The sequence below is a fragment of the Psychroserpens sp. NJDZ02 genome, from assembly GCF_004843725.1.
Lineage (GTDB): Bacteria > Bacteroidota > Bacteroidia > Flavobacteriales > Flavobacteriaceae > Olleya.
Genome location: NZ_CP039451.1, coordinates 1,154,397 through 1,179,368, shown reverse-complemented (window position 1 = coordinate 1,179,368; position 24,972 = coordinate 1,154,397). Strand labels below are relative to the sequence as shown.

Here is a 24,972-nt window from a genome sequence, read left to right as displayed (position 1 = left end):
TTAACTTTAGTTTATGCAAATATAAGCAATGCAAAAAATAATAGCTTTTAGATTTACAAAATTTAACTTTTTAGTAGTATTGTTTAGTAAATGCGTTAGGGATGGAGTGGTTTGTTTGAGCTCCTCGCAGAGAGCGAGCCGCGAGAGCCTGTTATTTAACACCTATTAAAAGGTGTTAATTAAACGCCCAAAAAAATAAACTTTTAATTTTAAAAGGTGTTGGGTTTAACTATATTTGCAGTATAAAATTAAACAAAAAAGTATGTCATTTTCAGATTTATTCGATAGTGGATTTAAAAAGCGTAATGAAGATCATTTTGCTGCAATAGTACGTGTAGCCATGAGTGATGGTGTGATTAGTGAGGCTGAGAAAGCGTTTTTGGATCGTTTAGCACGTAATTTAGATATTAGTGAAGAGGAGTATAAGCAGATATTGGTTGATTATAAAGAACACCCAATTAATCCACCAACTTCTTACGATCAACGTTTAGAGCGTTTATACGATTTATCAAGAATGGTATGGGCTGATCATATTGAAGGTCCTAAGCAAACGGCTATTTTAGAGCGTTTATGTGTTGGTTTAGGGTTTAAATCTAGCAATGCACAATATGTAACGCATAAAGCTTTAGAGCTGGTACATGAAGGTGTTGATTTGGATACGTTTACTGATGAGATTAAAACAATGAACAGATAATATTTCTGTTTTTATGATATAAAAAAAGCGAACTTAATAGTTCGCTTTTTTTTATTTTAGGTATTCTTCAATTTTTGTTATTAGTGTCTCCTCGTCAAATGGTTTTTTTATGACGTCATTTATTCCCGCTTTTTTATAGCGTTTTAAATCGTCTTTAAATACCCTAGCGGTTAGTGCTATTACAGGTACTTTTTTATGTTCGCGCTCTGGCATTTGTCGTATCAGTTTGGTGATCTCGTCACCATAACTGTTAGGAAGTTTAATATCCATTAGGACTAAATCAAACTCTGAGTTTTCTATTCTAGGAATCACATCTTCTCCGCGTGTTACAATATCCAAAAAGTAGTTACCTCTAGACGCTAAGATTTTTAAGATAGAGAGTTGAGTGATTTCAGAATCTTCAACTAATAGGATACTGTATTTTTTATTAGATTTTGGTTTGTCTGCAACCTTGGTTTTCTTTTTAGTTTCTAATTTGTAGTTATGATCTAACTTGAAATTAATATTGGTGGAAAAGGCACTACCTTCTCCTAAAGTCGAGTCTACATTAATTACACTATTTGTTAAACTAACTAAGTGTTTTGCAATAGCTAATCCTAGTCCAGCACCTTTATTATAGGATTGACTTGTGTTAAGTTGCGTGAAACTGGTAAAAATATCGTCTAGATTATCTTTATCCATACCTATTCCAGTATCTATAATTTGAAAGTGTATGTTGGCTTTTTGCGCTCTTATTTGGTTTAATGAGACGTTAAACGTTACTGTTCCCACCTCTGTAAATTTGATCGCGTTTTCTAAAAGATTACTAAGGACTTGTCTTAGTCTTAACGTATCACCACCAATTACTGCTGGTAGGTTGTCATTAAAATTTGTAATTAGTTCTATACCTTTTTGTTCGGCTTTGATTTTAAAAACGTGTTCTATGTCTTCTAATAATTCTCTTAAATCAAAAGGTTCGATAACAAGTTCTAACTTTCCGGCTTCAATTTTAGAGATGTCTAATATGTCCTCAATTAAATGCTTTAGGTAGCTTGAAGACGAGTCAATTACTTTTAAGTAATTAAGTTGTTCGTCATTTAAATTAGTCTTTTTTAGGATGTCCGAAAAGGTTAAAACACCAGTTAACGGATCTCTTAATTCGTGACTAAAGTTTGCGATAAAAGCATTTTTAAACACTTCTTTTTCTTGAAGGTATTCGTTTTTTAGTTCTAAAATCTGCGAATTTATTACAGATTCGTTTCTTACTTGAGCAGTTGTTTGGTAATTATCGTAATGTACAGTTAGGTCTAAAATAACCACTAGAGCTGGTTTTTTGCCATCAAATGTTTTTACAATAATATCTGTAATTATTGTTTCGTTTTTTTGATTGGTCAAATGTATACAAGAGAAAACGTGTTTTTGATTTTCTTCTTGAAGCGCAACATGTATACTTTCAAAAAAGGGGTGAATGTTTGATATGTTTTCACCAACTATATTAGTAAAAATAATATCGTCAGATTCTTTTACGGTTCCATCTAAATCAATAACAATGTATTGATTTACAGATTGGCAATATTCTTTTTTGTAGTGCTCTAGCATTTGTTTTGGCTTATTTGGTTAAGGCTTCCGCTAATTTAGTAAAAACATCCTCAACATTTTTACCTGACTTTGCACTTGTATAAAAATCGACAAAGCGTCCAAAAACGTCTTTGTTTTGCTTAATAAATTCGTTTGTGACTAAATCTTTTTTATTACCAATAACTTTTATCGGTGTTTTTGGGTAGCGGTCTTTAATATAATCTAAGTCAGATTCTAGTTTTTCGTAGGTTGCTGGTCTAGTCATATCAAATACATATAAAAACCCATTTGTACCAAGTAAGTACGACGGTCTTGTATTAGAGATGTCATCGTTTCCTTCTAAATCCCAAATAACTAGTGTAATGTCGTCATTAGTTTTAGGTAGTGTAATTTCCTTTTTTAAGACATGTACACCAATGGTTACTTTATAATCTTCACTAAAGGTGTCTTGTACAAATCGTCTTATTAAAGAAGATTTTCCTACACCAAAATGACCAATTAGAACTATTTTTTTAGATATTTTCATTTTCAAAGTAATCTTTTAATTTAGTGCTGAAAACCTCACTATTATTTAAATCTGTTTTATTTATTACATTTTGTGCAAAATCTAAGAGCTTATCTTCCAGTTTGCTTCTAAAGGTTGCTGTAAATGCACCTGACACCGTTACTGCAATATAGTAATTTGAAAAGTTTTGTAGGTGTATATGGTAATTTTCGTATTCTATATATTCTAAATTTTGAACATCAGTAGTAAACGCATCTTCTGCAAAACTTTTTATAGCAGTCAGCATTCCTGCGACTGTATCTTGATCGATGTTATTTGTTTTGGTGTACTCAGAGACAATTAAACCTGAGCCACTTTCAATAACCATGATCTGCTCTATTTTAGATTTAAATTGGTCTTGGATTAATAAATCCGCTTCCGAGACGCCTGATCTTTTGGATCTAAATTTTCTTTTAAAATTTTTAAAAGAGAAAGTATTGCTTAAACTAGCATTGATGTTTTCTGAGAGTACTTGTATCTCTTTTTGAACATAACGTTTTATTAACTTCCCTATAATTGGGAATAAGGCCTCTACAATTGCATCTTGAGAGTTTTTAATTTCCGATTTTAATGTTTCGGTAATTGTAGGTCCCAAAGTTTCTGGCATATCCTTAATAAACGTTTCTAGTTTTTTGTCTAGAATAGGGTCTATATGTTCTGATAAATTATTTTGCTTAGTAATTAAATTTTCAAGCGTCTTAATTTTTTCTTCTAATGATGTCACATACTCGTGCTCATCTTTAAGTAAGATGTCTCTAAGGCTTTTTAATTTATCGTCTTGATTCATTTGTAAATCAAGGTTTTACTGACTTATTTTTTCGCCTAATTTTGTAAAGAGTTCACCAAGTAATTTTCGGTCTACCTTTTTTTCGTTTAATGCATCCGCTTTATCTTCAAAGCTGTTTTCAAGCTCAGTAATTCTAATATTAATATCCGTACTTAGGTTATCAATATTTTGAAGTATTTCAGACTTTACATCGTCCATGAGTGCTTCTAATTCTTGCTTTTTGGTAAGAATATCTTGTTTTAGTGTTTCAAACTCGCTGTCATAAGCTTGCATGTTTTCACCAAAAATAAGCTGTTTTATGGCGTCGATCTTTGAAGTTGCTTCCGTAGATGATTGCACTGTTTCTTCCTTAAGTTTGTCTGTGTTTGCCATTAGGATAATTTATGTGTCAAAAGTAGCAAAAAAATAGATACCATGGTATTTAATCGGTGTTTTGCATGAATTCTTCTGCTTTTAAGACCATGTTTTTGCTTCCACAGAAAAAAGGTACTCTTTGGTGCAGTTCAGAAGGTTCGATATCCATAATGCGTTTAAAACCATCACTTGCTTTTCCATTGGCTTGTTCTGCAAGATAGGCCATAGGGTTACATTCGTAAAGTAAACGTAATTTTCCGTCTTGGTTTTTTGAGCTTTTAGGATACATATAAATCCCCCCTTTAATCATGTTTCGATGAAAATCTGAAACTAAAGAACCGATATATCTTGAGGTATACGGTCTATCCTCTTCCTCCATTTGGCAATATTTTATGTAATTCTTGACACCTTGAGGAAAATGTGTGTAGTTACCTTCGTTTACAGAATAGATATTTCCGTCTTCAGGAAATTCCATATCTGGATGAGATAAGTAAAAGGTTCCAATAGCAGGGTTTAAAGTAAATCCATTAACACCGTGCCCTGTAGTGTATACTAGCATAGTTGACGTTCCGTATACAACATATCCTGCAGCCACTTGTTGGTTACCTGGTTGTAAAAAGTCCTCAATAGTAACAGGAGTTCCTACAGGAGTAACACGTCTATAGATAGAGAAAATAGTACCAACAGAGACATTAACATCAATATTGGAAGACCCATCTAAAGGATCTATTAAAACAATATATTTGTTTTGATTGTTGTCGTCCTGGCTATTTATCGTGATAAAATCATCTTCTTCTTCACTAGCAATACCACAAACAATGTTACGGTTGGTAAGGGTTTGTATAAATTTATCGTTAGCGTAAACATCTAATTTTTGTTGGTCTTCACCTTGGATATTTGTGTCTCCTGCGGCACCAATAATATCAACTAATCCCGCTTTGTTAACTTCATGGTTTACAACCTTGGCAGCTAAGCGAATAGAGTTTATTAAACGAGATAACTCTCCAGAAGTAAATTTGAAAGACGCTTGGTTTTCAATAATAAATTCTCCTAAAGTTTGATTTTTCTTAGACATGGGTAGTAGTTGTGTTTATTTTCACAAATATCGTATTTTTTAGTAATTATAACGTTGTAGTTTGTCTTATTTTGGTTTAACAAAAATTCTTAAAGTATATTTGGTTAAATTTAATATCTATGGACTATACTATTCGTTTTGCTGAAAAAAAGGATGTTTCAGCTATTTTAGGCTTGATACAAGAGCTTGCTGTTTTTGAAAAAGAGCCTGATGCGGTTATTGTAACTGAGGCAGATTTATTAGAAAATGGTTTTGGAAAACAACCATTGTTTACTTGTTTTGTTGCTGAAAAGGACAATATAATTGTAGCGATTGCTTTAGTTTATATTCGTTTTTCTACTTGGAAAGGTAAAACAGTACATTTGGAAGATTTAATTGTTAGTAATGATTACAGAGGAGAAGGTCTAGGGACTTTACTTTTAGACGAAGTTATAAAATATGGCTATAGTTTAGGAGTTAAACGTATTTGTTGGGAAGTTTTAGATTGGAATGAACCAGCGATTAAATTTTACGAAAGTAAAGGAGCGACACTTTTAAAAGACTGGTATTTGGTGCAAATGGATGAAACTAGTATAAAAAAATATATCGAAAATTTATAAATGAGAGTATTTAAGTTTGGTGGTGCTTCTGTTAAAGATGCCAAAGGGGTAAAGAATTTAATTTCGGTATTAGAACAAGTCGGACATGAAAAGACAATAATAGTTGTCTCAGCAATGGGTAAAATGACTAATGCTTTGGAATTGGTGGTTGGAGCTTATTTTGATGATAAAAAAGAATTGAATAATGCTATTCAAAGTGTTATCGACTATCATAATGCTATTATGGTGGATCTTTTTGTAAATAGTGATCATCATGTTTTTAAATTATCAGAATGTTTATTCAATGAGCTTCGGAATTTCCTAAACACAAATAAATCTCCCGATTATAGTTTTGTTTATGATCAAGTTATTGGTTTTGGAGAATTATTGTCAACCAGAATTATTAGTCAATATTTAATGTTTAAAGGTTTTGATAACCATTGGTTAGATGTTAGACAATTAATTAAAACAGATAATTATTACAGAAGTGCCAATGTCAATTGGGAAGAGACTCAACAGTTAGTTACTAAGCATATAGACTCGAAAAAACTCAATATAACACAAGGGTTTTTAGGTAGCGATGCAAACAATTTTACAACGACATTAGGAAGGGAAGGTAGTGATTATACCGCAGCCATTTTTGCGTATTGTTTAAATGCGGCAAGTGTTACTATATGGAAAGATGTACCTGGTGTTTTGAATGCAGATCCTAGATATTTTGAAAACACCCAATTACTTAATTCTATATCGTACACAGAAGCTATTGAATTAGCCTTTTACGGGGCTTCTGTTATTCATCCAAAAACATTACAACCATTACAACGTAAAGAAATTCCGCTGTATGTTAAATCTTTTTTAAATCCTAAAGCGGAAGGGACTGTGGTCAATAAGACGCCAGGTTTAGTACCTAAAGTGCCTTGCTTTATTGTTAAGCAAAATCAAATATTATTATCGTTGTCAACATTAGATTTTTCGTATATCGTTGAAGATAATATTAGCGAAATATTTAATTTGTTGTCCAAGTACAAAATGAAGGTTAGTGTTATACAAAACTCTGCTATTAGTTTCTCTGTTTGTTTTGATGATAATTATACTAATTTAGAAACTTTATTATTGCAGCTAAAAGCTAAGTTTAAAGTAACCTGTAATATTGGCGTTTCTTTATACACTATAAGGCATTATAATCATAAATCAATTGTTGATTTAGAGCTAGGTAAAACAGTTTTATTAAAACAAATGTTTCAAGAGACCTTACAAATAGTAACTAAATAAATCTAAAGAATTACATTTGTAAATTCTAATATGAATAAAATTAAATGGGATTAGTCACAGCAAAAGAAGTTTCAAGCGCTATAAAACTCAGTAAATACGGGTTTTTAGGCACATTTGTTGGGTGGATACTAATGAAAGTATTGAAAATTTCGAGCTTAAATAATGTCTATAATCGTAACAAACATTTGTCAGACATAGAGTTTTTGGACGGGATTTTAGATGAATTTCAGATTAAATTCGAAATTCCGGAAGAAGATTTGAAGCGTTTACCAAAAGATGGTGCTTATATTACCGTTTCTAACCATCCGTTAGGAGGTATTGATGGTATTTTACTTTTAAAATTAATGCTAGAGCAACGCGAAGATTTTAAAATTATAGCCAATTTTTTGCTACATCGTATAGAGCCGATGAAGCCTTATATAATGCCTGTAAATCCTTTTGAGGATAGAAAGGATGCTAAATCTAGCGTCGCTGGGTTTAAAAGTGCGATTTCTCACCTTAGAGATGGACATCCCTTGGGTATTTTTCCTGCAGGAGAAGTGTCTACTTATAGAGATGGTAAATTAGTTGTTGATAAACCGTGGGAAGAAGCAGCTATGAAATTAGTTAAAAAAGCTAATGTGCCTGTTGTCCCAATATACTTTCATGCTCAAAATAGTAAGTTGTTTTATAAGTTGTCAAAAATTAGTGACATTTTTAGAACAGCAAAATTGCCTTCCGAATTATTTACACAAAAACGAAGAGTTATTAAAGTTAGGATCGGGAAACCGATATCTGTAAAGAATCAGGCCGAGCATGAATCACTTACAGATTTTTCAGAATTTATTAGAAGAAAAACATATATGTTGTCTAATGCTTTTCAGCCTAAGGAGAAAATTATAGATAGTATTTCATCTAGTTTAAAATCTCAAAAATCAGTAAAAGCACCTAAGCAAATCGTAACTCCGGTTAGTCAGGAAGCGATGATAAAGGAGGTTGATGCATTACGAGCGCAAGATTGTAAATTGTTGACAAGTAAAAATTATGAGGTCTTTTTATCTACTGCTGCGGATATGCCAAATTTGTTGCGCGAGATAGGACGTTTAAGAGAAATTACTTTTAGAGCAGTTGGAGAAGGAACAAATGAACCTATTGATTTAGACGAATTTGATAATTACTACCACCATTTATTTTTATGGGATAGTGAAGCTAATGTTTTGGCAGGTGCGTATAGAATGGGCTTAGGATCCCAGATATTTGCTAATTATGGTATTAATGGCTTTTATTTACAAGATTTATTTGGGTTTGAACCTGAATTATATAAAATGATGGGCGAGTCGATTGAGATGGGACGCGCATTTATTATCAAAGAATACCAACAAAAACCAATGCCTTTGTTTTTGCTTTGGAAGGGTATTGTACATACAACTTTACGTCATCCTGAGCATAAATATTTGATTGGAGGGGTTAGTATTAGTAATCAGTTTTCAGAATTCTCTAAGTCCTTAATGATTGAGTTTATGAAATCACATTATTATGATCCGTATGTCGCTCAATATGTACATCCTAAAAAAGAATTTAAGGTTAAGCTTAAAGATGCTGATAAAGACTTTGTTTTTGATGCAACAGAGGCTGATTTAAATAAGTTCGATAAGATTATTGACGAGATCGAGCCAGGTGCTTTAAGATTGCCTGTATTGCTTAAAAAGTATATTAAACAAAATGCACGCTTAGTCGCTTTTAATGTAGACCCATTATTTAATAATGCGGTGGATGGTTTAATGTATATCAAGATTGCAGACTTGCCAGAAAGTACGGTTAGGCCGGTAATGGAGGAGTTTCAAGCAGAATTGGAACGTAAGTTTACAGAGCAGAATGAGGAATAAATTAGTAATACTATTTATTTTTTTTGTTAGTTCAATTGGATTTGCGCAGACTTTTACTGGCACAATATTAGCTGCGGATACAAATATTCCTTTACCCAACGTAACGGTTTATTTTGATGGGACTACAATAGGAGTCATTACAGATTTGGACGGTATATTTACTATAAGCTCTAATCAAAACATTAACGTGCCTTTAGTAGTTAGTTTTATAGGGTATGAAAGTCAAATTATTGACAAAAACATCCTCCAAACCAATCCGATAATCAAATTAAAACCTCAAACGACTAATTTAGAAGAGGTTATTCTGTCAGATGATGATTGGTCAAGATCAAAAAAGTTGAGTTATTTTAAGCGTGAGTTTTTGGGTCATTCCATCTACAGTAAAGATTGTAAAATAACTAACCTTGATAAGATTAGGTTTCGATATAGTAAAGTAGATCAAACCATGTACGCCATGGCGGATCAACCAATAATTATAATCAATAAGTATTTAGGATATAAGGTAGAGTATAACCTTGTAGACTTTGAAATAGTATTTAAACACCCACCTTCTGGTTTAAAGTATGTTAGTAAAGTGCTTTATAGCGGTACAAGTATTTTTTCTGAATTGAGTAGAAAGAAGATTAAGAAACGCTATATCGAAAACCGAAACGTTGTTTTTAAGACATCTTTATTATATTTTATGCGAAGCTTGGCAAAAAGTGCACTTAAGCAAAATGGTTTTAGATTGTTTAAAAGAGAAAGCGCGGATGACTCTGAACCGCTATTTGAAATAACCCAGACCTCTGTTTTTAGAGTGGTTAAAACAGAAGGCGATTTAACAGAAGTATCTTTTTTTGATTCTAATAAAGTAGTGGTTAGTTTTGATAACTTAGACCAAGCTTTTCTGTTACCAAATGCGGAGGATCACTTGTTTTATATAGATGCTTTTGGTATACATTCTCCTGTAAATGGCGTCTTGTTTGGTGGTGTTTTTGGTAGTAATAGAATAGTCTCCATGTTACCAATTAATTATAATCTTAATTAGTATTACTTATTACAATTAACCTGTGTCTTAACAAAAAAGTCATTGACAACGCGTCTACATTCGTTTAGCTGTTCCAAATCTATAGAATAGAATAGGTTTTTACCTTGTATCTTTTGTTTAAGTAATCCTATTTTTCTAATCTCACCTAAGTGTTGTGATATTGTTGGCTGTGACAATCCTGTGCTTTTTACTAAAGCATTGCAATTACAATCTTTATGTTCACTGATGTGTTGGATCATTGCTATTCTAGCAGGATGTCCTAAAACTTTAGTGTAATTGGCAACTTGATTTTGAGATTGATTAAACAATTGTTTTTTTGAAAAGCCCATAATAAAACTCAGTGAATTAATTTTAATAAAACTATATATTGCAATATCACGTTTATAAAAGTACGTAAAAAAGATAAAATCAAAAAAGACTTTACTTTTAATTTGTGTAAAATTAATTATTTACCAAATAACCTTTGGAAAAAAGTCTTAGTCTTCTTGGTGGTTTCCTCAATAACTTCTTTGGCATCCTCCGCTAAATCTTCTAATTTATCTCCAGCGTCGTCCGCAAATTTAGAAGCCTTTGCTTTGGCATCGTCTATAAGTTCTTTAGCATCTTCGTTATAAAACTCCGTGGCTTTAGCCTTTACTTTTTCGTAAGTTTCTTTAGCATCATCAGATAACTCGTCAAATTTTTCTCCTGCCTCTTTGGCTATCTTTGATGCTTTTTCTTTAGCGTCATCCATAAACTCTTTGGCATCTTCATTGTAGAATTCTGTTGCTTTGGCTTTTGCCTTTTCAAATGTCTCTTTAGCTTCCGTTTTGATATCTTCAAACTTGGCTTCTGCTTTATCTAGCACTTCTGATGTTTTATCATTAGACGTATTTGCAGTGTCGCTGGTTGCTTCTTTTGCGTCTGTAGCTTTTGCATTAACTGATTCCTCTAAATTGTTCACAGTTTGTTCAGCGTCGTTCTCTATATTTTTATGATCTTCACTCATGGGGTTTTTGTTAGTTAGTAGATTACTAATATATTACATTTCTAAATAACTACTTTAAAAATATTTTATCGATTGGCTCCCAAAGTTCAATTTTATTACCGTCGTTATCGAGTATCCAGCCAAATTTCCCATAGTCATATTCTTCAATTTCACCTAAAACAGTGACACCTTCTTCTTTTAATACTTTTATTAATTCCTTAAGATTCTCTACACGATAGTTAAACATAAAGTCTTTTTTTGAAGGTTCAAAATGTTTAGAATCTTCAGGAAATGGACTCCATTGTGTAGAGCAATCATTACCGTCTTTATCCTTCCACCAAAAGGTAGAACCGTAATCGTCTGTATTAAAATCTAAATGTTTGTTATACCAATCTTTTGAGGCTTTTGGGTCTTTTGTTTTAAAAAATAGACCTCCAATTCCTGTGACGCGTTTTTTCATTTTTTAAATTTAATGTAGATTCATAAATTGCTATCCATTCTTTAATACTCATTTTTCCTAATAATTGGACGATCAAAACATAAAGAATGTCATCTGTTTTTATCTGATACAACTTTTATCCATGTCTAATTTGTATTTACAGTGTTTTGGGTATTCTGATACAAACCAATTATAAAGTTCTTTTTTTTGCATATAGACCAGTAAGGTAAATTACAAAACAGTTTTTTGAGACGCAACATTTATAAACGGTAAATGCGGAAATGGTTTACAATGGTAACCCATAGGGTAAATGGACTTTGAAACAAAATAGGCTAATAAAATTTTGCTTTGATTTTATCCACGATAGTTTGTGCTAATTTTCCTTTACTTTGAATAGTCCAGCCAGCCACATGCGGTGATAGTAGTACTTGGTCAGACTGTATCAGATACTTAAAAGCTTCGGGCATGTTGTTGTCACTAAACAGATTTTCGAAAGATGATTTTTCATATTCTAAAACGTCTAAACCAGCACCTAGTATTTGTCCTGATTTTAAGGCAGAGACTAGGTCTGAGGTAACCACACTTTTGCCACGTGCTGTATTTATGAGCCAAAATGGGTTTTTAAACCCGTTTATTAGGTCTTTATTGACCATTTTTATAGTAGACTCTGTTTCTGGCGTATGTAGACTTAGTACTTCTGCTTTTTCTTGAAGTTCTGTTAGGCTTACTTGTTTAGCGTTGTCATCTCCCATATTGGGTTTGAGATCATAACATAAAACAGTGACATCAAAACCTCGTAGTTTTTTTGCAAATGCTTTTCCCATATTACCATAACCAATTAGACCAACGGTTTTACCGTCTAGTTCTAAGCCTCTGTTGTCTTCACGTAGCCATTTGCCTTCTCTAACTTCTTTGTCGGCTTTATTTAGCTTATTAAATAGCGATAGGAGCATTGCTAAACTATGTTCTCCAACTGCGTTACGATTGCCTTCTGGAGCAGCGATTAATGTTATGCCTTTACTTTGGGCGTAGTCACAATCGATGTTTTCTAAACCTGCACCGACACGTCCTATAAATTTCAAATTTGTAGCCGCATCTAAAAATGCAGCATCAATACTAAAGCGACTTCTGATTATAAAACCATCATATGCTTTGATTTTGTTTTGAATGTCTGCTTTAGACGACGTGAAATCTTCATGGTTTGTATAACCTAGGTCATTTAGTTGATTTATTAGTAAAGGATGGTTGGAGTCTAGATGAAGTATTTTCATTTTCTAAAGTATGTTGTTATTTAAATTTTTGGATAGTTGGTCTGCGTTAATTCGTGTTTTACTTTGCCAGTATGAGCAGTGTTTAGTTTTTCGAATAGTAAGACGTGGACTTCCTCATTGTTTTTTGTGGCAGGATTATGTTCTACGCCTTTAGGAACGACTATAATTTCTCCAGCGTTAACAATTTCTGTTCGGTCTCTAAATTGCATGTAGAGTGTGCCTTTAATGACCTGAAAAAGTTCGTCTTCATTATCATGGCTATGCCACACAAATTCGCCTTTAAGCTTGGCTAACAATACTTGCATATCGTCTACGATAGCTATTTGATGTGGTTGCCAGTTATCTGTAAACTTAGATAGTTTTTGAGTAATGTCTAGTGCTTTCATAGCTTAAAAGTAGTGTTTTTAAGCGTTAGTGGTAGAAATGGCATCCTTTTTTTTGCTGCCATAAATGGCAAAAAAAAGATATAATGGATGGCACGACCTTTAGGTAACGCCCAGATTATATTAAAACCCTAAAATGGATTTTGCTATTAGAAAGTACAGTAGTATCCCAAAGACATCGTTACTTGTGGTAATAAAAGGACCAGTTGCTACTGCTGGGTCTATACCTCTTTTGTCTAAAAATATAGGGATAAATGTACCTATTAATGCAGCCATAATAATTACGGCAACTAGTGCAATGGCTATAGTGATCGAAATTAAATAGGGTGTTTTAAAAACAAAATGGGTGACTACTATTGCAATTAATGCTATTGCTAAACCATTTACTAATCCTAAAACGGCTTCTTTTAAAAGACGTTTTAGAATGTTGCCATCAATACTATTATTAGCTAATCCTTGTACTACAATTGCAGACGATTGGACACCAACATTTCCGGCTGTGGCTTGTATTAGAGGCACAAAACTTAGTAGGATTATAAATTCTCCCATGGACCCATTAAAACCTTCTATTATGCTTGCTGCTCCAAGACCACCAAACATACCAATAAGTAGCCATGGTAGTCTTGCTTTTGTCAGTTTTAAGATGCTATCATCAGCTTCTACATCCTGAGATATACCGGCTGCCATTTGATAATCTTTATCTGCTTCTTCACGGATAACATCGACAATATCATCAATGGTAATGCGTCCTAAAAGTGTTTTATTTTGGTCTACAACAGGAATGGCTTCTAAATCATACTTTTGCATGATTTTTGCTACTTCTTCTGCATCTTCTTCTACATAAACGTAGTCTACGTTAGAATTGGATAATTCGGCTATTTTTTGATCGCTTTTTGCCGTTAATAGATCTTTTAAAGATAAACGACCTAGTAATTTTTCTTGTTGATCAACGACATATATAGAATGCACGCGACTTACATTTTGTGCTTGACCTCGGATACGACGTAGGCATTCTGCAACGGTCCAGGTTTCATAAACTTTAACAAGCTCCTTGGCCATTAATCCACCTGCGGTGTCCTCGTCATACGCTAAAAGTTCTTGGATTTCGGCCCTGTGTTCTTTATCTTCTATTTGCGAAATGACTTCGGCTTGGCGGGCTTCAGGTAACTCAGCAATAATATCTGCTGCATCATCGGTATCTAGCTCTTCAATCTCTTCCGCTATTTCTTTTGCAGATAAGTTTTTTAAGACTTTTTCTCGATTATCCTCGTCCAATTCCATAAGGACATCAGATGTGGTTTCGGAATCAAGAAGCTTAATAACATACATCGCTTCGTCTAAGTTGACTTCATCAAGAATTTCGGCAATATCAGCGTAATGAAATTCTTCTAAAAGTAACTTAAGAGCAGCATCGTTTTTTTGTTCGATAAGTAGCTCTACGCGCTCGATGAGCTCGTCTGTAAGCTGAAACTGTATGTTTTGATTGTCTTCCACTAGATTATTTGTCGTTTTCTATTAAGCTAGTTAACTCTAAAAATTGTGTAACACTAAGCTGTTCTGGTCGCTGGTCAAAGATAGCGTTTGCTTTTAGATTATCTGACAATTCAAATGTTTTTAAACTGTTACGCATGGTTTTGCGACGTTGTTGAAACGCTTGTTTAACCACTCTGAAAAATAATTTTTCGTCACATGGTAAACTGTAGTCTGCTTTTCTTGTTAATCGTAAGACCCCAGATTCTACTCTTGGTGGTGGATTAAAAACGGTAGGTGGTACAGTAAATAAATATTCTGCATCATAAAAGGCCTGAGTTAAAACCGAAAGGATTCCGTAAACTTTACTCCCTTCTTTAGAGCAAATACGTTGTGCGACTTCTTTTTGAAACATACCTGAAAATTCTGGTATTTGGTCGCGTAGCTCTAACGTTTTAAAGACTATTTGTGTTGAAATATTATAAGGGAAGTTTCCAATGATAGCAAAAGGCTGGTCATTAAAAGTCTCAGTTACATCGTACTTTAAAAAATCTTTTTCAATTATCCTATCTGCTAAAGTTAGATAGTTGTTTTTAAGATATTCTACACTGTCGGTATCTATTTCTATAGCGTAAGTCTTAACGGGCTTATCAAGTAAGTATTTTGTTAAAACACCCATTCCTGGACCAATTTCTAAGACGTTTTTATAACCATTTAAGGTCAATGAATCTGCAATGTCTCTAGCAATACCTTCGTCTTCTAAAAAGTGTTGTCCTAAGAATTTTTTTGCTTTAACCTGATGGTTGTTTGGTTTGTATTTTGCCATAAAAGGTGTGTTTTTTAGCTTAAGCTGAATTATTTGAACGTTACAGAATACTCATCAACAATTTGAAGTTCTGTTCTAAAAGCTAACATTTTGTCGGCAAACTTCTTTGAAGCTTCGTTTCTTAAGGTGTCGGCATCTTCTTTGTAATAGGCATCTAAAGCTTCTCTTGAGTATGATTTGTATTGGATAGAATAGGTCTGTCCGCCCATGTCTTCCTCTACAAGAACCTTGGTTAAGGTTGCTTTTTCAAATTTTCCAGTCGCTAGAACTTTAGGGATATGTTCCTTAATCCAGGTTAACCACTCGTCATGAGCGCTTTCGTCTATGTTTACAGTGACGTTATATATGTACATTTTTATATGTTTAATGTATTCCTAAATTTAAACGGAATGCTAATTACAGTAAAGTTTTTGCAAATAACATAAGTTCTGCATCATCCTCAAAGGGTTTTACTCTTTTTTCATAAGTTAATCCTAATTTTTCTATTAATTTTATGGATCCAGTGTTATGTTCTGATGTTATTGCGCCTATTTTAGGGATTTTGAATACATCTTTAGCCAATTGTAGTATTAGTTTTGAAGATTCTAATCCATAACCTTGACCTTCATATTGCGGAAGCATTGCAAAGCCAATGTCAGGAAGTTCTAGAGTGTCACGTTGTGTTATACCACTAGTGCCAATAGGAATGTTATTTTCCGATTTTAAGAGCAATTTGTAAAAGCCATAACCTAAGTCTTCGTAATTTTTTAAATGGCCATTTTTAATACGGTCTTCTGCTTGCGCCACGGTTTTTACGTTACGGTCACCGACATACTTTTTGAATTTAGGTGTGTTTATCAATTCTAAAAAGAAGGGTGCATCTGCAAGAGTAAATTTTGAAATTATAAGACGTTCTGTTTCGGCTAAGATCATATTTTTTTAATTTAGTGCGTCCCCACGAAGTGCTCTAAACTTTTTTCGGGCATCTACAGCATAAATACTATCGGGATGATTAAATAATAAATCTTCGTATAATTTTTTAGCATTTTCGGTTTCTACTAAATGATTGACTGAGAGTTCTGCCAAATTATATAATGCGTTGTCAATTAAAATACTGTCTTTATAGTCTTTTATAATACGTAAGTAATTTGCTTTAGCATTTTGGTAATCTTTTTTCCGTTCAAATAGTAGCGCTTGTTTTAATAATGCTTGTGGTATAATGACTTCTGTTTTATGTTCTTCTAAAATGGTATTTAACATTGAAATGGCGTCGTCGTTTTTATTCTGAAAGGCTAATAAATCTGCTTTAGCATATTTTGTTAAAGCCACTTGTAACGAATCTTCTGCTCTATTATCACTAATTAGTAGTTTTAAATCTAAAGCATCATTTGCTGTTAGTTGTGAGGTGGACGATTTTAAAATTTTTAGTTGAGATTCCGCCCATTTAAAATCACCTTTATAATAACTTGCTTTTGCGATTCTAAATCTTGCATCTTGCGCTAATGTGCTATTTTTTAAGTTGCGTTCGATTTGTGTGTAATAAATTAAAGCTTCATTAAATTTTTCTTCGAGTACTAAAATATCACCTAATTCTAATTTGACTTTGGCTAAGTCGTATTTAGAAACATTATATTTTAGAGTGTTTTTTAATAGTGAAATGGCGCTGTCTTGATTGTCTAAATAAAAGGCTAGAAAATGAGCGTAACTTACTTGCAAATCTAGCGTTTGAGGTGTTTTATCGTAGGTTTCGAAAATGGAATTGTAAATTTGGTCAATCTCTGCATAACCTTGTGGTAGTGCAATTTTGGTCATTATGTCTAAGCTTTTTAAGTGCGCAGATAATTTAGTGCCTATTTCCTGAGTGTTTTCAATTATAAAATTGAAAATTTGTAACGCTTCTTCATATTGCTTTTGGTTTTCTGCAATGAGAGCTAACTCGATCATTCGTCTTAAACTTTTGAGCTGCCTTTTGTAGATTGCCTTTTCTTGTATAAATGCTTTGTTGTAATCTTTTTGTTGGATAAATAACCAGCTTAGCATTTCATTCCACATTAAATCTTGTGATTGTTGCGTCTTCTTGAGCAGTATTTTTCTTAAAAAGATATTATTTTCATTACTATCGTCTTCGGATATAAATTCGCTAACATTTCTTTTAATAGTGTTTAAGTAGTTAGAGTTGTCTTCAACAAAATCAATATAGCTAACAAACATTTTTTCAACTTCACCTTGCTCTCCATAAATTTTGGCCAATTGCATATTAAAATTAAGCGTTGGTTTCAATTCCATTGCTTTATTATAAGTTGTGATAGCTTGATTTAAAAGCGAAAGTGTTTCAAACGTACGACCAACGCGATAGGCATTGCTTGTATTTTTATTTAAAGTTGCAATAGCTTGATTGTAATAGTTTTTGGCGTTAATAGTGTCGTTTTGTAATTGATAGTTGTAACCTAGCTCTATTAACAGATCAGGTGTTTCTTTTTTTTGGAGGCTTTCTAATAGCCTTGTTTCAGCATCTTTATACCGCTCTAATTGTTGTTCAATCTTTATAATTTGCAGTAAATAGTTGTTGTTTCCTGGTTTCTTAATATATAGTTTTTTGTATCTAATCAGTGCTTTTTCAAATTCCCCATCTGAAAAATACTCGCGTGCAACTAAATCTTCTTGAGCATTAAGAGCAAAAGAGAATGTAAATAGTAGGAGTGGTAATAAGCGTTTAATCATCATGATTGTAAAGATACCAAATACAAAAGTTAGTAAATGTAAATATTATGCAAAAAAAATGCCCGAACAAAGTTCAGGCACTAATCCAATCTAATAAATTTGTTATTAGTAATATATATTCAGTATAAGATGTAATTACTTGATTGTGGTTTATTCAGGTAATTTTAATTTCTTATTTTTGTGCTTGTGCTTGTGCTATAGTATCTTTATTGCTATTCTGTTGGTCTGTGTTTTTGTCTAAAACTTTGACCATAACAGTTAAAAGTACGACGAAAAGCAAGAGTCTTGCGATGGTTTTCATAATTAGTAGGTTGTTGTTGTTGTATCAAATTAAACTGTTTTTTGTCTAATTACAAAGTAAAACAGAGAAAAATGTGCTAAACAACGCTTTTTTTAACGTTTAATCGGTTTTTTGACGTTAAAAAATAAGTTAAATCCTACAATTTACTACTTAATGTATTCAAAACCAGTGTAGGGAATTAAAACGTCAGGAATCTTTATGCCATTCTCCGTTTGATAGTTTTCCAGTATACCGGCTAGTACTCTTGGTAAAGCTAGAGAGCTACCGTTTAAAGTATGTGCTAGTTCGTTTTTACCATTACTATTTTTAAAACGTAATTTTAAGCGATTAGCCTGAAAGGTTTCAAAGTTTGAAACACTAGATATTTCTAACCAACGGTCTTGAGCTGTGGAAAACACTTCAAAGTCAAACGTTAGGGCAGAAGTGAATCCGGTATCACCACCACAAAGTCTTAAAATTCTGAATGGTAATTTAAGTTCGTTAAGTATCTCTTTTATGTGATCAACCATGCCGTCTAAAGCTTTGTATGAATTATCAGGATGTTCTACACGTAAAATTTCTACTTTATCAAATTGATGTAAACGATTTAATCCACGCACATGTGCTCCATAACTACCTGCTTCTACTCTAAAACACGGTGTGTAGGTGGTCAAGCATTTAGGTAAATCTTTTTCGTCTATTAATTCATTTCTAAAAATGTTAGTAGCAGGTACTTCACCTGTTGGTATTAAATAGAGACTTGGTGTTACATTAGTGGCGTGATACATTTGCCCATCTTTATCTGGTAGTTGCCCAGTGGCAAAAGCAGATGCTTCGTTTACTAAATGTGGCACTTGTACTTCTTCGTATCCTGCAGCAGTATTTTTGTCTAAAAAGTAAGCGATTAAAGCACGTTGTAACCTGGCTCCTTTTCCTTTGTAAACAGGGAATCCTGCTCCCGCTATTTTAGTTCCTAATTCAAAATCAATAATGTCGTATTTTTTTGCAAGTTCCCAGTGTGGTAATGCGCCATCATGTAATTTAGGAATCTCACCTTCAGAAAATACCTCTTCGTTATCCGCTTCGCTGTTACCCTTTGGTACAGACGCATGTGGGATATTTGGTATTTTGTAAAGTGCTTGGTTTAAAGCTTCGGCAGTCGTTGTTAGCTGGTCGTTTAATTCCTTAGATTCTTCCTTAAAATCAGCTGTTTTATTTTTTAAAGCATTTGCTTTTTCGGCTTGACCAGATTTATATAAAATACCAATTTCTTTAGAGATAGCATTGGATTCTGCTAATATTGCATCCAATTTAGTTTGTAAAGCACGACGCTCTTCATCTAAATTTATCACCTCTTCAATCATTGCAGTAGCATCAATATTTCTGACTGCAAGTCTGCTGATTACTAAATCTTTGTTTTCTCTAATAAATGGTACTTGTAACATAGGTTTTGTTTTGGTTGTTATCTAAAGGTCAGGTGTTTTTGTTATATCTTTTTAAACAAGGTATTAACACATGTTTCTATTTTTTTTTTGATATAAGAAAGTAAACCTTAACGCTAAAGGGTAACTTCAAATTATAAGATGTAAAAGTAGTAAGATTTTGTGTAGTTAAAAATAAATTATTTATCTAATTGAGATGGTAATAACCATTGGCTGTGTTTAAATGTATTCCAATGGATTGTAGTTAAATCTATTTGAGGATTAACCAAAGTTGTAAATGGTCTGCCATTAACGCTTGCTTTACAGTTTACATATACAGCTATGTCTTGACCTTTAGCTTTAAACTCTTTTTTTAAATGCTGTGCAAATTGCCAAATAACATCTGGTTTTGTGGCAATCATGCGTTTTTGTTTTTTAGACAAATAGTCATTTAGGTTTATAATGGTTGTTTTGTTGGTGTTTTTGTCCACGACTTTATAGGTTGCTAATCCGGATTTTGACCTAAGCATCATGCGCCATGATAAACGATGCCCTTCTTCTGTCCATAGGACGTTATCGTCAATAAAATGATGTCTAATAGGTAGGATAACTTGAATGGCTATATAAATACTGGCTACTGTAATTAGATAAGGCTTGTAGCTTAATACTTTAATTTCAGCTCGACTGTAATACGTTTTGCTTTTTAAAAAGATATTTCTCACTGTTTCTGGTTCGAAGAAGAACAATGAAAAAGCTAAGGCTAAATAAGGGAATATACCAACGCCAAATACAATGGAATTAAACAGGTGAAAAAAGATTGAGCCTATAAAAGCTAACTTTCTTGTGGGTTTAAACAGTAATAAAGGAATAATTAAACCATCGTATAAGATACCACCATAACCAACTAAATAAGGAAAGAAAGGGTGTTGTAATGCGCTACCTATAATAGGATAATTTGCTTTGCCTTGCATTAATTGTTTAGGTACAGTTAAATCTAACCAGTCTGAATAAAATTTTGCAACGGACGCGTAGGTGTACATTATAAAAAGTTGGATGACAAATATCCACTTACACCAACTAGGCATGCTTATTTTTTTGATACTGGGATTTAGTTTTGCATCTACGGAGGCGTATGTGTTTGCTGGCAGGAATATCATTATTGTGCTTAATAAACACAGTAAATAGTAGTGATTGTTGTAGGATGCTTTTTGCATAAGGTAGGTGCAAATCCACATTGTGGTAAAAGCAATTATGCTTAATCTGTATTTGTAGCCAACCATTATAAGTAGGCCAAAAAGGCCCATAATAGCATAATAACCATACATCCAATTACCAGGTAGTGGCTGCAAAAAGTCTAATCCTATAAAGTTAAACGTAAATTTTGGATCTATTAAGGTGTATTTGACCCAACCTGTAAAAATGGCTCCAACGGATTCTAAAAAACAAAGCAGACCAAAAATAATTCTGAAAACTATTAATGCGCTATTATCAATTTGTTTAAAAAGAAAGGTATTAAGCATGTTGTTTTAAAAATTCCTGAGCTTGTGCTTTGTCTTTATCTAATTGCTTTGTTAGCTGCTCTAAGTTATCAAATTTGTGTTCGTCTCTAAGTCTATGTAATAATTCGATACTTAATTTTTTACCATAAAGTGAGCTGTTATAGTTAAAAAAATGAGTTTCGATAGTTTGAGATTGACCATTTACTGTTGGGTTGGTCCCAATATTCATCATTCCGAAAGTTTCGCTATTATCAATTAAAGCTTTAACGACATATACGCCCTGTTTAGGAATTAGTTTGTATGATTCTTCGATATATAAGTTAGCTGTCGGGTAGTGTATTGTTTTGCCTAATCCTTTACCTTTTACCACGGTTCCGGTTAGCATAAAACTATAGCCTAAATAACTGTTGGCTGTTTTTATATCACCTTTGGTTAAGGCGCTTCTTATTTTTGTAGATGATATGGCGACATCGTCAATGTCTTGCATTGATATTTCTTCAACTTCAAAGTCAAAATTAAGTCCAAATTGTTTTAAATCTTCAATATTGGCATTTCTGTTGCGGCCAAAATGATGGTCGTATCCAATGATAACATACTTGGATTTGAGTTGGTTGACTAAAATATCTTCTACATATACTTCGGCAGTTAGTCTAGAAAACTCCTTTGTAAATTTTTTAACTACTAGATTAGTAATTCCAAATCGTTTTAAAAGTTGCTCTTTTTCGCTAATAGTATTGATTAGTTTTATATTGGCATCTTTCTGTAATACCATGCGTGGGTGCGGAAAAAAGGTAAGCAAAGAGGGTTGTAAATCTTTGATATGGGCAACTTCAACTAATCGTCTAATGATTTTTTGGTGACCAATATGTACACCGTCAAATGTGCCAATGGTTAGTACGGTATGTTGCTTTTGATTTGTTTTCAATGAGTCGTTGTTATTTTACAAAAGTAAAAAAGCCAATTGAATAAAATCAATTGGCTTTTAAGTTATTTAGAAAATACTTTTTTATTTCTTAATAAATGGTAATGTTATTGAATTACCTGTTTTTGAGATTTTAATAAAATACATTCCATTACTGAAAGGTGTAGTATCTATTGTTAAGTCTTGACTATTATTAATTTGACCTTTAGTAATTAACTGTCCAAGCATATTATAAACTTGATACGCATCTGGTAAATCCTTGTTGTCTACTTTTATGGTTAAAGCACTAACGGTAGGGTTTGGATAAATTGAAAGTGAATTAGCTAATTCAAAGTCTCCAACAGATAGAAAAGCGGTTTGTTTACCAAAATAATAAGTACCACTTAATCCGTTTGTAAATGTGGCCGCAAGTTTAGAATCTGTACCAAATCCTGTTATTATTACGGGGATAGCTTCATTAGTGTCACCGTTTATAGCATATAAATCAGTTCTGCTTTGTCCTGTTATAGCTTCCCATGAAGCAAGTTCTGCCTCTGTGAAATAGAAATTAACAGTGACATCTCCCGAACCAGAATTAGTAGATGTTATATCAAAAGTTTTAGCAGTAACATAATTAGCAGGGGTTGTACCGCCGTTATAGGATACAGCTCCCGTTCCGGCAGTCGCTAAATCTCTAGATACAGCTACAGTTGTACAGCCGTAGTCATATGCTCCTGAGTTATCGATGTCTAACATAATGTTATTTGAAACAGTGTCAGTAGCGTAGGATTGTCCTATTCCCAATATGTTAAATTGATCTGCAGTTGTTGTGTTTGCATCAGTTTGAATAAACGTGGTTACATTAGCTGTTACTGAGATGTCATCTAGCAGAAAAACAAATTCATCTGCGGATACAACGTGAATAGCGATGTATATGTTTTGTCCATCGTAACTAGAAAGATCATATGTGTACTCTGTCCATGTTAAAGGGGGTACTTCGTATGGAGCAGGACTTATAGTTGTGAAGCTAGCAGCGTTTGTGTTAGTAGTTGAAATTTCTACTTTAAAACGTTCTCCACCATTATAGCTATCTGTTAGTGATTTTGCCCAAAATTTTAACTCACTACCAGTTCCACTTAATGCAATTTGAGGAGTAATAGCGTAATCATCATTTTCTGGAGTTCCGCTTACTGAACCATCAGCATTAAAGCAATAATAGCCTTTTCTTCCTGAGTGTGCATCCCAACCTGTATTTGATGCAGGTGTTGTTGTTGAAGGATTAAAAACGATAAAAGATCCGGTATAGCCTTCATTTAAAAAATCAGAAGCGTCCGAAACAAATGTGGTATCACCATCATTGTCAATTAAGGTCCAGCCTCCAACAGGTGTTATTGCAAAATCAGGATAAGTTTCAAATCCATCGCTAAATAATATGGTGTTTCCTTGGTTAATTACGATGTTGTCATCATTCCCAATAATGTATTCGTAAGTGTTAGATTGTGCTATGGCGTCGCCCGTTGTGTTTACATTGATAGACAATGTAATTGTTTCATCACTTTCTGTAAGTTTATCATTAAAAACTCTTAATACTATAGGGTTACTAGGTATTGTTGATCCAGTTGGAAAAGTTACTGAGTTATTTATTAGTGTGTAGTCTATATTCTCAGTTGCTGTGCCGGAATTTGTTAATACAGCAGTAGCAGTTGCATTTGCAGCAATAGTCATACTTAAGTCAATAACATACTCTGTATACCCACAGTCACTACCTTCTGCAACTTGAAAAGGAGATATAGTTCCGGGAGCAAAATTTATGTAAGGTGTTGTTGGGGAGTTACAAGCATTTGAGGACGTCAAAGACGCTCTAGTGGTCGCTAGTACTGCTTGTACTCTTGTTTTTTGGTCTAATGTAAATGTATCCATGCATGCATCAGTACTGTAATCCATGTAGTTTTCAACCATATCTAAGCCGGGATCTCCAAGGCAAGAATCATTTCCAGTATTGCACGTACTACCGTTTGAGTCACTATTTGCTACAGCAGGTGTATCAGCACAAAAATCTCCAGCATCAGCACCAGTTCCAGCACATCCTCCTTCAAAAGTATGAAATAAACCTAAAAAGTGTCCTACTTCGTGGGTCATTGTTCTACCTAAATTAAAGTTTCCAGGGATTGTAACTCCTGTAGCATCATTGCTACCAAAAGATGAATGTCTAGACACTACTCCATCTGTAGTTGATGATCCTCCAGGAAATTGAGCGAAACCTAATAAGCCTCCGTTGTTAAATTTTACAGACCACATATTCATGTAAAGGGATGAGTCCCAAATAGTGCTTGGTTTTAAGGCATTAACTTGGCTTTGTAAATCATTTGTTATTGCATTACTATCTAAACCATTTCCAGTAAGTCCATCTTGACCAATGTTTACGCGATCAATTCCATTTGTCGGAAGACCATCTGGGTCTGTTTGAGCCATGCAAAATTGGACTTCCACATCAGCACCAATAGGATTAGTGTTGTAACCCCTTGTCCCTAGTGTTCTTCTAAAATCTTCATTCAAGACTTCAATTTGAGATAAAATTTGTTGGTCTGAAATATTGGCATCAACACCTTCAGCTTCTCCATTGTTAAACACATGTACTACAACAGGAATAGTTAAAACTACCCTTTGCTGTGAGTTTCTTTGTTGACTTAAGGCATTGATTTTTGATTTTAATCGTTTTTCAAAAGCGATACTTCCCATCATATCAGGATTGCTTTTTAGTATGCCAGCGTTATATTGATCTGCATGACATCTAATGAGGTCATCAGAATTATTATTATTATTATTATTATTATTATTATTATTATTATTATTATTTATTTTTTTTGAAGTCTGTCCTATGGTTGTCAAAGAACAAGCTAAAAACATAGTGAAAAGATAGAATGTAATTTTTTTCATTAAAGAGATAGATTTAAATTATGGTTAAATTTATGTAAATTTTTACAATGAGTCTGTTAAAATCCGTAAGTAATATGTGTTTTTTTAATGTTTTAACAATAAACCTGTTATTTTCGTAGGAAATT

General features: G+C 33.2%; 25 protein-coding genes. 5 read left to right on the top strand and 20 right to left on the bottom strand.

The genetic code is table 11. The annotated features are described in order from the left end of the window. The first annotated feature begins 262 nt into the window (after positions 1-262). On the top strand, positions 263-694 hold the full coding sequence (locus E9099_RS05270; RefSeq protein WP_090838247.1) for a TerB family tellurite resistance protein: 432 nt from the start codon (positions 263-265) through the stop codon (positions 692-694). A 51-nt stretch (positions 695-745) separates the two neighbouring features. Here the strand turns inward: E9099_RS05270 and E9099_RS05265 are convergent, their stop codons facing one another. From E9099_RS05265 to fbp, 5 genes are read right to left on the bottom strand one after another with little or no spacing between them, the layout of a single operon-like run. After that, positions 746-2,272 carry an ATP-binding protein gene (locus tag E9099_RS05265; protein ID WP_136582651.1) on the bottom strand — a complete coding sequence of 509 codons (1,527 nt, stop codon included), beginning with the start codon at positions 2,270-2,272 and terminating at the stop codon, positions 746-748. A 10-nt stretch (positions 2,273-2,282) separates the two neighbouring features. Beyond that, complete coding sequence (locus tag E9099_RS05260) at positions 2,283-2,777, bottom strand: Rab family GTPase (RefSeq protein ID WP_136582650.1); 495 nt, start codon at positions 2,775-2,777, stop codon at positions 2,283-2,285. Then, positions 2,764-3,582, bottom strand: a complete 819-nt coding sequence (locus E9099_RS05255; RefSeq protein ID WP_136582649.1) for a cell envelope biogenesis protein OmpA — start codon at positions 3,580-3,582, stop codon at positions 2,764-2,766. The genes E9099_RS05260 and E9099_RS05255 overlap by 14 nt, the downstream gene beginning before the upstream one ends. 15 nt (positions 3,583-3,597) lie before the next feature. Continuing rightward, positions 3,598-3,954 (bottom strand): fructose 1,6-bisphosphatase, encoded by a 357-nt coding sequence (locus E9099_RS05250; protein ID WP_136582648.1) that lies wholly within the window; start codon positions 3,952-3,954, stop codon positions 3,598-3,600. Between the two features lie 49 nt (positions 3,955-4,003). Then, positions 4,004-5,011 carry a class 1 fructose-bisphosphatase gene (fbp, locus tag E9099_RS05245; protein WP_136582647.1) on the bottom strand — a complete coding sequence of 336 codons (1,008 nt, stop codon included), beginning with the start codon at positions 5,009-5,011 and terminating at the stop codon, positions 4,004-4,006. Positions 5,012-5,130: 119 nt separating this feature from the next. Here fbp and E9099_RS05240 point away from each other — a divergent pair, with 119 nt between their 5' ends. From E9099_RS05240 to E9099_RS05225, 4 genes are read left to right on the top strand one after another with little or no spacing between them, the layout of a single operon-like run. Further along, a complete protein-coding gene (locus E9099_RS05240) occupies positions 5,131-5,610 on the top strand; it encodes a GNAT family N-acetyltransferase (protein ID WP_136582646.1) in 480 nt (159 codons plus the stop codon). Further along, complete coding sequence (locus E9099_RS05235; protein ID WP_136582645.1) at positions 5,611-6,861, top strand: aspartate kinase; 1,251 nt, start codon at positions 5,611-5,613, stop codon at positions 6,859-6,861. It abuts the gene before it with no gap. Positions 6,862-6,905: 44 nt separating this feature from the next. After that, positions 6,906-8,726: a GNAT family N-acyltransferase gene (locus tag E9099_RS05230; RefSeq protein ID WP_136582644.1), complete on the top strand. Its 1,821-nt coding sequence runs from the start codon at positions 6,906-6,908 to the stop codon at positions 8,724-8,726. Next, on the top strand, positions 8,716-9,753 hold the full coding sequence (locus E9099_RS05225; RefSeq protein ID WP_136582643.1) for a carboxypeptidase-like regulatory domain-containing protein: 1,038 nt from the start codon (positions 8,716-8,718) through the stop codon (positions 9,751-9,753). Before E9099_RS05230 ends, E9099_RS05225 begins: the two co-directional genes overlap by 11 nt. A 2-nt stretch (positions 9,754-9,755) precedes the next feature. On the opposite strand, the gene E9099_RS05220 is transcribed toward E9099_RS05225, so the two are convergent. From E9099_RS05220 to E9099_RS05155, 15 genes are all read right to left on the bottom strand, one after another. Continuing rightward, positions 9,756-10,082, bottom strand: coding sequence for an ArsR/SmtB family transcription factor (locus tag E9099_RS05220; protein ID WP_136582642.1), 327 nt, complete (start codon positions 10,080-10,082; stop codon positions 9,756-9,758). A 116-nt stretch (positions 10,083-10,198) separates the two neighbouring features. Continuing rightward, positions 10,199-10,741, bottom strand: a complete 543-nt coding sequence (locus E9099_RS05215) for a hypothetical protein (protein WP_136582641.1) — start codon at positions 10,739-10,741, stop codon at positions 10,199-10,201. Between the two features lie 49 nt (positions 10,742-10,790). Continuing rightward, on the bottom strand, positions 10,791-11,180 hold the full coding sequence (locus E9099_RS05210) for a VOC family protein (protein ID WP_136582640.1): 390 nt from the start codon (positions 11,178-11,180) through the stop codon (positions 10,791-10,793). 311 nt (positions 11,181-11,491) lie between these two features. Next, positions 11,492-12,430 carry a 2-hydroxyacid dehydrogenase gene (locus E9099_RS05205; RefSeq protein ID WP_136582639.1) on the bottom strand — a complete coding sequence of 313 codons (939 nt, stop codon included), beginning with the start codon at positions 12,428-12,430 and terminating at the stop codon, positions 11,492-11,494. 20 nt (positions 12,431-12,450) lie between these two features. Beyond that, positions 12,451-12,816, bottom strand: coding sequence for a cupin domain-containing protein (locus E9099_RS05200; RefSeq protein WP_136582638.1), 366 nt, complete (start codon positions 12,814-12,816; stop codon positions 12,451-12,453). Positions 12,817-12,936: 120 nt separating this feature from the next. Further along, positions 12,937-14,307: a magnesium transporter gene (gene mgtE, locus E9099_RS05195; protein WP_240788956.1), complete on the bottom strand. Its 1,371-nt coding sequence runs from the start codon at positions 14,305-14,307 to the stop codon at positions 12,937-12,939. A 4-nt stretch (positions 14,308-14,311) separates the two neighbouring features. Then, entirely contained in the window at positions 14,312-15,109 is a 798-nt protein-coding gene (gene rsmA / locus E9099_RS05190; RefSeq protein WP_136582637.1) for a 16S rRNA (adenine(1518)-N(6)/adenine(1519)-N(6))-dimethyltransferase RsmA, read from the bottom strand. Positions 15,110-15,138: 29 nt separating this feature from the next. Next, positions 15,139-15,462 carry a DUF4286 family protein gene (locus E9099_RS05185; protein WP_136582636.1) on the bottom strand — a complete coding sequence of 108 codons (324 nt, stop codon included), beginning with the start codon at positions 15,460-15,462 and terminating at the stop codon, positions 15,139-15,141. Positions 15,463-15,505: 43 nt separating this feature from the next. Next, entirely contained in the window at positions 15,506-16,021 is a 516-nt protein-coding gene (locus E9099_RS05180) for a GNAT family N-acetyltransferase (RefSeq protein WP_168800717.1), read from the bottom strand. 6 nt (positions 16,022-16,027) lie between these two features. Beyond that, positions 16,028-17,812: a tetratricopeptide repeat protein gene (locus tag E9099_RS05175; protein ID WP_240788955.1), complete on the bottom strand. Its 1,785-nt coding sequence runs from the start codon at positions 17,810-17,812 to the stop codon at positions 16,028-16,030. Positions 17,813-17,981: 169 nt separating this feature from the next. After that, positions 17,982-18,110, bottom strand: coding sequence for a hypothetical protein (locus E9099_RS19605; protein WP_262710422.1), 129 nt, complete (start codon positions 18,108-18,110; stop codon positions 17,982-17,984). Positions 18,111-18,256: 146 nt separating this feature from the next. Next, positions 18,257-19,534: a serine--tRNA ligase gene (gene serS, locus E9099_RS05170; RefSeq protein WP_136582635.1), complete on the bottom strand. Its 1,278-nt coding sequence runs from the start codon at positions 19,532-19,534 to the stop codon at positions 18,257-18,259. 176 nt (positions 19,535-19,710) lie between these two features. Further along, a complete protein-coding gene (locus tag E9099_RS05165; protein WP_136582634.1) occupies positions 19,711-21,030 on the bottom strand; it encodes an HTTM domain-containing protein in 1,320 nt (439 codons plus the stop codon). Continuing rightward, positions 21,023-21,934, bottom strand: a complete 912-nt coding sequence (locus E9099_RS05160; protein WP_136582633.1) for a bifunctional riboflavin kinase/FAD synthetase — start codon at positions 21,932-21,934, stop codon at positions 21,023-21,025. The genes E9099_RS05165 and E9099_RS05160 overlap by 8 nt, the downstream gene beginning before the upstream one ends. Positions 21,935-22,015: 81 nt before the next feature. After that, positions 22,016-24,847 carry a T9SS-dependent choice-of-anchor J family protein gene (locus E9099_RS05155; protein ID WP_136582632.1) on the bottom strand — a complete coding sequence of 944 codons (2,832 nt, stop codon included), beginning with the start codon at positions 24,845-24,847 and terminating at the stop codon, positions 22,016-22,018. Between the last annotated feature and the right edge of the window lie 125 nt (positions 24,848-24,972).